The organism is Bradyrhizobium manausense (assembly GCF_001440035.1).
Lineage (GTDB): Bacteria > Pseudomonadota > Alphaproteobacteria > Rhizobiales > Xanthobacteraceae > Bradyrhizobium > Bradyrhizobium manausense.
Genome location: NZ_LJYG01000069.1, coordinates 1 through 9,463, shown reverse-complemented (window position 1 = coordinate 9,463; position 9,463 = coordinate 1). Strand labels below are relative to the sequence as shown.

The window sequence follows — 9,463 nt, the reverse complement described above, 5'->3', positions numbered from 1 at the left end:
GCCGCCGTCCGGTTCAGCTCCTCCAGCAGATAGGTGCGCTCGGCGGCCGACAGCAGCTCAATCCGCCCGACCTCTTGCTGCGCATCGGCAGCCATCGCCCGCAGCAGCGCCAGCAGATAATCCCGCTGCCGCTCGATCGTCGTCTGATCAAACAGCGCGGTGGCATAAGCCAGCGTTCCGGCGATCTCCTCACCCTGCTCGCCAAGGCTCAGCTCCAGATCGAACTTGACCTGGTCGTACCCGCCCCCGGCCGCCTCCACCATCAGCCCGGCAAGGTCGAACGCCCCGCCGGTTTTGTTCTCCCAGGCCAGCATCACCTGGAACAACGGCGTGTGATCAAGAGCCCGCGGCGGCTGCACGATCTCCACCACCTGCTCGAACGGCAGGTCCTGGTGCTCCTGCGCTCCCAACGCCGTGCACCGCGTCCGCTCCAACAGCTCCGACACGCTCGGCTCGCCCGACAGGTCCAGCCGGAGCGCCAGGGTGTTGACGAAGAAGCCGATCAGCTCTTCGATCTCGCGGTGCCCCCGATTGGCGCTCGGCACCCCGATCACAAGATCGTCCTGTCCCGACAGACGCGACAGCACCGCAGCCCACCCCGCCAGCACGGTCATGAACAATGTCGTGCCATGCTGCCGGCTCAGCCGCTTCAGCCCCCGCGTCAGATCCGCATCAATGATGATCGGGACCGTCGCCCCGGCAAACGACTGTTGCGCCGGCCGCGGCCGGTCCGTCGGCAGCGCCAGACGGGCCGGCGCGCCGGACAGATTGCTGCGCCAATACTGCGCCTGGCGCTGCAGCCGTTCCCCCGACAGCCACTGCCGTTGCCAGGCAGCATAGTCCGGATACTGGATCGCAAGCGGCGGCAGCGGATCGTCGTCTCCGGCCACGAATGCCCGGTACAGCTGACTGAGCTCGCCCACCAACACGCCCAGCGACCAGCCGTCCGAGACGATGTGATGCTGGGTCAGCAGGAACACGTGTGTCTCGTCCGACAGCCGGATCAGCCGGCCGCGGATCAGCGGGCCCCGCGCCAGATCGAACGGCGTGCGCCCCTCCTGCTGGCACAGCTGCGACAGCGCGGCGTCCGCATCCAGCCTGTCCCGCAGATCGTGCTCCACGACCGGCAGCCCGGCCTCCTCTGGCAGAAGCTCAACCCGGAGCTTGCCGTCCGAGGTGACAAAGACGCTGCGCAGCGCCTCATGCCGCGCCAACACACGGTCCAGGCTGCGCTGCCAGGCGCTGCGGTCGAGCCCACCCTTGAGCCGCCACGCCAGCGGCACGTGATACTGCGTGCCGCCCTGATCCAGCTGCGCCAAAAACCACAGCCGCTGCTGCGCAAACGATGGTGCTAGCGCGGTTTCGCGCCCAACCTTTCGTATCAACGTAGCTTTTCGGCTGCTACTCCGGTTTCTCTCCTTGGCGAGGACTAGAAGCTTGCTCAAGCCTTCTACATCCAGATTTTCCAAACTGACCCTAACAATATCTGTCATTTCTACGCACCCAGAGAGAGCAGCTTCTGAAGCTCGTCACGCTCAAATGCTTGTTCGAGCAAAGTAATAGAAATTTCGTTGGGCGCTTTCCTCACCTCGACCTCGAACAGCTCTTGAATGCACTTGTTCGAAGGATAAGGCGCCCGGTCCCTTGATCATGGTCGTGAGGGATCACTCGCGCATCTCAAGCAACCGACGTGCCAATGGCGCTCTGCGGGCTTTTTCTTAAAGAAACAACGCACCTATCGCTGCGTTGACTGAATACTGCCGTCTTACTGTCGGGCCTGGGACAGCGACGTCTTGGACCAGACACCGCCCAACACAAAGCACGCACCGTCAATGGCGACCATCGCCGAGAAGACCAACTGCTTGAGGATCACCCTTGTTGGTCAGAATGCCTCGCAAGGATTTTCGTCATCGAGTGAGAACATCAAGAGATAGGCACCACGCTCGGTGCTGCCAATCCTACAAGGACGCGGAGAAAGCATGTTTTCCAGGTTCACGGGGCCGGATGCCGAAGGACCGCCAGTGTTAAAGCAGACGAGCGGCGCAGCGAAGTTCTGCGTTTCTTCGAGAAGCTGCCAACTGGTGGAGATGGACGCATGCGGTAGCACCCACTAGGCCGTGATCCGCGGTGACGGTGACCTATGTTCGCCGCTGAGGTGACGGGCGGCCCGCCCCACGGCAAGCGGGTTGTGCCAGATGGTCCGGCGCCGCCCCTCAAGCATGGGGGCTCATTACTAGTTGGCACGGTCCTTGACTGTCGGTCCTTGCTGGCCGGCAACTGACGACCAGCACCACTGACTTGTCACTTCGATGGAGACAATAATGACTGACATGTCCGCGTACGGTGTAAGCAGCTTAGCTCCTCAAGAAGCAGCCTCAACGTCGGGAGGTTGGTTCTCTCGCGAACAGGCTGAGAAACTGCATTTGCGTAGCCAGCCCATCACCCCTTGGCGGAAGCCACTTCCGCCCGGGATTCGATTCTGGTGAAGTGGACGAGGAGAGCGGAGCCACTTAGTTGGAAAGTGACGACTTGAGACGCCGGCACAGTGTTTGCTAAATCGCCGTGGGCATGATCAGCGCGTACGGCGCTGTCTATCATGTCCACGGCCCTGGCGGCCGGCATCCGTCCGCGTGCGCGAACCGTGCGCTTGGTCAAGGGCGGTCGTTGTTGGGTGATCCAACTCGCGACCCGCCCTTGGCGGCATTGTCCTTAAGATAAGATGAGTAGCACGGGCATCTCAGCCCATTCCTAGAGCCAACATTGGCATACTTCCGCCAAGCCACCCTGGATACGCTTGGGTTCCCACGCTGCACATTCATCGCCGCACTGGCAAAATCATGAACTCGACCGGAGCGAGTCTCCGTATCCCGGACGATGTGCGAGGTCAGATCACCGATCGGGGCTCGATACTGTACTGGCACGGCGTCCACCGGGGAGTGCCTGCAATGGCATCGCCATCAGGAAGGTAAAGGGGCTCGGTAGGACAATGCAGCCTTCAAACGGCTGGGCAAAGGGTCAACCGAGGGGTCTATCTACGAGCATATGAAGTGTTGACGAGGCGCGACATAGTATCAGCCAAGCACTCGAGTTTACACCGGCCGACGACCTCATTCGAATGGTAGACGGGGGTATGATGACGACCAAGACGAGACGCAGATCGACCCTACACTGAACGCAAAGATCGCGCTGGAGACGGCGCGGGAGGCAATGACGACCGAACTGGCCCTGCGCCCGGAAGTAGCAACTGCTGAACCGGGGCCGTGCTTTTCACGCGGGCTTCGGCGAGAGATCGAGAACGTCAACTCACCAACACTGTTGATTTAGATCGACTGCCGACCAAGTTCCGGCGGCGCATTGAGGACACGTCTAGTACGGCTTCAAAGCCGACGGTCACGCTTTCCCGGATGCAGGATATCTCATGTCTCGTATTCCTCCATCCTCGTAGAAGCTATTTAGGAACCGGTTCTCCAGGGTGAAGTCGGCCACGAACTCCTTCAGCGGCGAACAACCTCCATTGTCGCGAGTCAGACATGGCGATGCTTCTTCGAGCAGCATGGAAACGGATTTCCGCTTTCTCAGAGCAATTGGCACGATTCTTGATGTCCATCTGCTTGCGCAGTCGGCGGCGCTGACGCGCATCGTTTATCGACAAAAGGAGCAATCGTGGAAAAACCAGCAACGATGAAAATCGACCTGCTAGCCTACGGCGTAACCGAATTATCCCCAGAAGAAGCAGCGGCAACTTTAGGAGGCTCGTTCTGGAAGATCTTCGATAGGGTCCTTCAAACAGCGGTTAGCGTTGTGACACTGGTGTTCGGTGCAATAATTGGAGTTGGAATGATTCGCGGACGCGGTGGTCCCCATCCTTAATGAGATGGCTAAAGCCTTATCACCGCAATCAGAGCGCGGCGCTGGTCGGTGCACCACTGAAGCAGCGACCAGCGCCACTCGATCAGAGTTTCAATGGAGGCCGCCAATCGTCAATAGGAATATACGTCTGCAATGACCAATATCCTGCTCCCTCCTGAAATGATCAACTTCACTGCAGAGAGCATCCTGTCGCGAGAATCAGGACGATCTTTGGCGATCTACAAGATCATCGTGTCTTCTGTCGCTGCGGCGTTGCTGTCGCTGCCAGTCATAACCGTCACGCTGTCAGTTCAAAGTGCCGGTGCGATTCGTCCTACCATCGAGAAGACTCCTCTGATCGCGCCCACCTCCGGGCGCATCTCACGTGTACTCGCAGTTGAGAACGATATTGTTGCACAAGGCGGAGAAATCCTCGCCCTCGACGATAAGGGCATTCAAGAGAAGATCAGTGTGCTCTCTGGCGAAATTCGTGCGAAGAACGATCGCACCGCTGATCTTCAGACCATGATCTCTTTCGGTGCGCAGGCGGACGCGTCCATCCCCCTGCGGACCGACTCCGCCAGGGCCGAGTGGCTGCATTTTCTCAACTTGTTGCGGGAGAACCAATATGCCCGCAGAAATGCCGCCGCAGAACTCGAACGTGCTCAGCGTCTCGCCTCGGTTGCTGCCGCGCCCGCGAAGTCAATTGAGGAAAAGGCTTTCGCTCTCCAAAGCCTTGAGGCGAGAGGCGAGATCCTCGCCCGGAGCAAATCCGCCGAATGGAACCAGCAGCTCTTCGACACTAATCTGCGCCTTAGAGAACTGACAGCCAACTTGCATCAGCTTGAGAACGAACGCGATCTGACTATCATTCGTGCCCCCGTGTCAGGGGCTATCGAGCAATTCGCCGGCCTAACCCCCGGAAGCTACGTGCAGGCGGGGCGAACCGTCGGCTGGATCTCGCCCGACCGCGAACTGGTGGCAGAAATCTACGTTTCGTCCAAAGACATCGGTTTCGTTCAGCCCGGCCAGCCGGTGCGGCTCCAGGTCGATGCTTTCAACTACAATCAATGGGGTATGATCGACGCGACAGTGCTAGACGTGGCGCAGGACTTCACGCTGCGTGACAAGAACCCGGTGTTCAAGGTCCGCTGCGCGCTCTCCCGAAATTACCTCGAGCTCACAAACGGGATAAAGGGTCATCTGAAGAAGGGCATGACCGTGCGCGGCCGCTTTCTCGTGGCGAAGCGCACACTCCTGCAACTACTCTACAACGAGATCGATGATTGGCTTAACCCGCTCCTGTCACCTCGCTAGTTAAATTTTCTAAGGGGCCAGTGAGCCGCCATGTCGACTCGGATCCCCAAGTTTAAGCAGCGCGACATCACGGATTGCGGGGTTGCCAGTCTTGCTTCCGTCGGAGCCTTCTACGGCTGCAAGTTGCCACTGTCGCTCGTCCGTCAGTATGCCTCGACCGACCGCTCCGGTACCAGCGTGTCGGGTCTCCTCCAAGCGGCTCAAAAGCTCGGTTTCATTGCGAAGGGCGTCAAAGGTGACTTCGACAGCTTGCACAAGATTCCCAAGCCGGCCATCGCGCATGTGGTCGTAAAGGAGGTCCTGCACCACTTCGTAGTCGTTCAGGCGATCGACCAGAGGTGGGTCACCATCATGGACCCAGCGTATGGAGAGATCCGCAAGCTGTCGCACGAGGAGTTCAAGACGCAATGGACTGGTGTCCTGTTGCTCATGGTCCCGGCAGACACCTTCAAGCGCCGCGACGAGACCACCTCCCCCCTTCTCCGCTTTGCCCAACTGCTTGCGCCCCACCAAGCCGCGCTAACGCAGGCCCTCGTCGGCGCACTGATAACGACCCTCCTCGGCCTCTCGACGACCATCTACATCCAAAAGATTGTCGATCACGTTATCACTGCAGGAAATCGCAATTTGCTCAATCTCATGAGCGTCGTGATGCTGCTGATCCTTGCGCCGCAGACCCTGATCAATTTCCTGCGAAACCGGCTCGTCCTGCAAACGGGGCAAAAGATCGATCTTCACTTGATCCTAGGCTACTACAATCACGTCCTAAGCCTGCCCCAGAAGTTTTTTGATGGCATGCGTACAGGAGAAATCATCTCCCGCATGAACGACGCGGTCAAGATCAGAAGCTTTCTGAACGACGTCTCGATCACCTTATTTGTTGATGTGCTGGTGATCCTGTTCTCCTTTGGGCTGATGTTCGTCTACTCATGGAAAATCGCTTTGGTAGTGGCGGGCTCCGTCCCAGTATACCTCTTGGTTTATTGGACCATGAACCGGCTGAATAGCAAGCGCGAGCGCGCCATTATGGAGAATGCGGCAGATCTGGAGGCGCAGGTGGTAGAATCACTCGGAGCCATCTCCACGATCAAAGCTTTCGGAATAGAGAGCTATGCCGGCCTTAAGTTTGAGACTCGCTTTGTTAAGACCCTGCACTCCATCTACAGGTCCGGCCTCATCTCAATCGTCGGAGACAATGCATCGATCTTCCTCTCGACCCTTTTCACCATCGTGCTGATGTGGTTCGGTGCAACGCTTGCCCTCGATCAGACCATTACGCCCGGCGAGTTACTGTCCTGCTATGCGCTGCTCGGCCATATCACCGGCCCGGTTACAAGCCTAATTCACGCCAACAGGATTGTTCAGGATGCCATTATCGCGGCGGATCGCCTGTTCGAGATATTCGACCTTGATCCAGCAGGCAGCGGCGGCATTAATGCCACCACGTCCGACGTTGGCGACATTCATCTGGAGAACGTCACGTTCCGCCATGGCGCCCAGCCGGAGCTTTTCAAGGATTTAAGCGTCACCTTCCGGCGAGGGGAGATCACGGCTGTGGTCGGAGAAAGCGGCTCGGGCAAGAGTTCGCTTGCTGCCTTGCTGCAAAATGTGTACCCGCTTGAGGGTGGACGCATCCGCATCGGCTCCTATAACCTCCAAGACCTCTCGGCTGAATCCCTGCGCAAGATTGTTGCCGCGGTACCGCAATCCGTGGACGTGTTCTCGGCCTCAGTCATCGAGAACATCGCGCTTGGCGAGTTCGAACCGAACACCGGGAAGATAGTGCACATCTGCGAACAAATCGGTCTGCGTGACGTGATCGAGCGCTGGCCAGGTGGCTACCAGGCCTATCTGGGCGAGAACGGCGTACGCCCTTCGGGCGGAGAGAAGCAGCGCATAGCGTTGGCTCGAGCTTTGTACCGCGATCCAGAGGTCTTAATCCTCGACGAGGCGACCGCCTCTCTCGACTCCGTCGCCGAGACATTTGTCATACGGGCGATTGAGGAACTGCGTCTGGCCGGCAAGATCATCGTGGTTATCTCTCATCGACTCAACACGATTTGCGGAGCCGATAAGATCGTCGTCTTGGATAAGGGACGTGTTGTTGCGGAGGGAAGGCATGCTGATCTGCTGACGGCTGAAGGCGCTTACGCTCGCTTGTGGCGGGCGCAGACCGGATTCAGTTAAGCGCTCTTGGATTACCCTGGCGGCAGCAACGGCAGCCGCTAATCCTTGAACACGGGATCTCACGGATCGACTCCGCGCCGCCCTGCCATCGAATGAATTTTGAGCTCGGCGACCGGCAGGTTGGTCTCCAGGTCGAAATCGCGCCCAGTATTGCCGGCGCCGAGCGATATTCGACCCACCCGCCCGGTTCGAGGATGTGCGGAAGGCAAAGCAGGATGCCGAGCGCATGGATGGTCCATTGATCTACCCGGCCAGGCGCTTCATCTCGGCGGCCGCGGCCAAGGCTTCCTCCCACGCCTTCGAAAAAGCTTTCGCAATCGTTCGCCTCCACCCCGCGTACCGCGCTCTCGATTCGCGCAAGCGTCTGCGTTAGTGTCGGGGCCTGTGAGCCGTAAGAGCAGGTCGCGAATATCCTCAGGATGCGTCATGCGCCCCCCTGAGGGGCGAAACGAAGGCGATCAATCTGATTGTAGTTGATCACCGCCGGGTCGGCGCCGATCAGCGGAAGTCGGCTGACTACGTAATGCACGACCTTGTCCATTCCCAGCTCCTGTTTCAGCGGATGTTGTAGGTCGCGCCGATCAACCGTTGCGAAGTTTCGGCAGCCGAAAATATCTTCCTTCGATCCAGCGGCTCCATGGCGGGCATTCTGAACTGGTCGCCCCGCAGCTTGCGAATTTCACGGATTGTGAGCATCGATTTCGGGCGATCGTGAGCACTGAATTCAGACGATCGTGAGCAGCCCGCGGCGGCCGATGGGGAGATAGAGTCAGGGTTACGGCTGCCCGTCAAGGGCGATGGTTTTGGCGCTGCGTTTTCGCATGCTTTCACCGGAGAGCTGGAGGCGGTGGGCGTTATGGACGAGGCGATCGAGAATGGCGTCAGCGACCGTGGGGTCCCCGATGGCTCCATGCCAGGTGTCCACGGGGAGCTGACTTGTGACGATTGTGGATGCGCGGCCATGGCGGTCCTCGAGGATCTCGAGCAGGTCGCGGCGTTCGGCGGCAGTGAGCACGGACAAGCCCCAATCGTCCAGGATCAAAAGCTGAGCGCGGCCGAGACTTTTGAGGAGCCGGGGGTGACGCCCGTCGCCGCGAGCGAGCGCGAGGGCTTCGAACAGCCTCGGGACGCGATGATAGAGGACGGAGCGGTTGTCGCGGCAGGCCTTGTGGCCGAGGGCACAGGCCAACCAACTTTTGCCCAGGCCGGTGGCGCCGGTGACGAGCAAGTTCTCGTGGCGATCGATCCAGCGGCCTTCGACGAGCTTGGCGAAAACGGCGCGATCGATGCCACGCGGGGTACGCAGATCAACGTCTTCGACGCAAGCATTCTGACGCAACGCGGCGGTCTTGAGGCGCATGGCGAGCCGCCTGGTGTCGCGTTCGGCGGCTTCGCGGTCGACCAACAGACTTATCCGATCTTCGAACGGCAAGGCTTCGAGATCGGGTAATCGGCGCTGCCCCTCGAAGGCCTTGGCCATTCCGCTGAGGCCGAGCTCGATCAGCCGTTCGTGGGTTGGGTGGTTGAGCATGCATGGTCTCCTTTGCTTCAGTGGAAGTAGTCGCGGCCGCGGATGTTGCCGTGGCGCAGGGGTTGGGGCTCGAAAGGCTCGTCGTCGAAGAGAGTGCGATCGAGACCGTTCTGGAGAATCGATCGGATGGAGGCGACGGAGCGCGCCTTGATGAGGATGCCGCGCCGGCAGGCCGCGTCGACGCGTTCGGCGCCGTAGCTTTTGGCCAGCGCCAGAATGCCGAGGCAGGTTCGAAAGCCCTGTTCTGGATGAGGCCGGGCTTCGATCACGGCCTGGAAGAACGCTGCAGTCGAAGGGCCGATCCGCTCGCCAGCGGCGATCACCGCGGCGGGGGTCCATTTGCCGTAGCGGCGATGGGCGCTGGGCATGTGGTCGGCGATGGTGGTGTGTCCGCGCCGGTTGGGGGCGCAGGCATGGCTGGCGATGCGCTCGCCCTTGTGAAAGAGTTCGACCGTCCGATCGTCGATGCGGGCATCGACCAGCTCGCCGATCAGACGATAGGGCGCGGAGTACCAGTGGCCGTTGACCTCGACGTGATAGTCGGGAGCGACGCGGCAGCGCTTCCAGCGTGCGAAGGCA

Annotated in this window: 6 protein-coding genes; 3 read left to right on the top strand and 3 right to left on the bottom strand. The window is 59.8% G+C overall.

Features of this window, described 5'->3' with window-relative positions; genetic code table 11:
• A partial coding sequence (locus AOQ71_RS17050; protein ID WP_245316922.1) for a condensation domain-containing protein occupies positions 1–1,319 on the bottom strand: 1,319 nt, incomplete at its 3' end.
• 2,153 nt (positions 1,320–3,472) lie between these two features.
• Here AOQ71_RS17050 and AOQ71_RS46665 point away from each other — a divergent pair.
• The 3 genes from AOQ71_RS46665 (at position 3,473) to AOQ71_RS17035 (ending at position 7,353) form a co-directional block, all read left to right on the top strand.
• Positions 3,473–3,685 (top strand): hypothetical protein, encoded by a 213-nt coding sequence (locus AOQ71_RS46665; protein ID WP_157083548.1) that lies wholly within the window; start codon positions 3,473–3,475, stop codon positions 3,683–3,685.
• Between the two features lie 395 nt (positions 3,686–4,080).
• On the top strand, positions 4,081–5,166 hold the full coding sequence (locus AOQ71_RS17040) for an HlyD family secretion protein (protein ID WP_057748232.1): 1,086 nt from the start codon (positions 4,081–4,083) through the stop codon (positions 5,164–5,166).
• Between the two features lie 30 nt (positions 5,167–5,196).
• Positions 5,197–7,353, top strand: coding sequence for a peptidase domain-containing ABC transporter (locus tag AOQ71_RS17035; protein WP_057748227.1), 2,157 nt, complete (start codon positions 5,197–5,199; stop codon positions 7,351–7,353).
• Positions 7,354–8,128: 775 nt separating this feature from the next.
• On the opposite strand, the gene istB is transcribed toward AOQ71_RS17035, so the two are convergent.
• Both istB and AOQ71_RS17025 read right to left on the bottom strand, forming a co-directional pair.
• On the bottom strand, positions 8,129–8,884 hold the full coding sequence (istB, locus tag AOQ71_RS17030) for an IS21-like element ISFK1 family helper ATPase IstB (RefSeq protein WP_057740971.1): 756 nt from the start codon (positions 8,882–8,884) through the stop codon (positions 8,129–8,131).
• Positions 8,885–8,901: 17 nt separating this feature from the next.
• A partial coding sequence (locus tag AOQ71_RS17025) for a Mu transposase domain-containing protein (RefSeq protein WP_162268296.1) occupies positions 8,902–9,463 on the bottom strand: 562 nt, incomplete at its 5' end.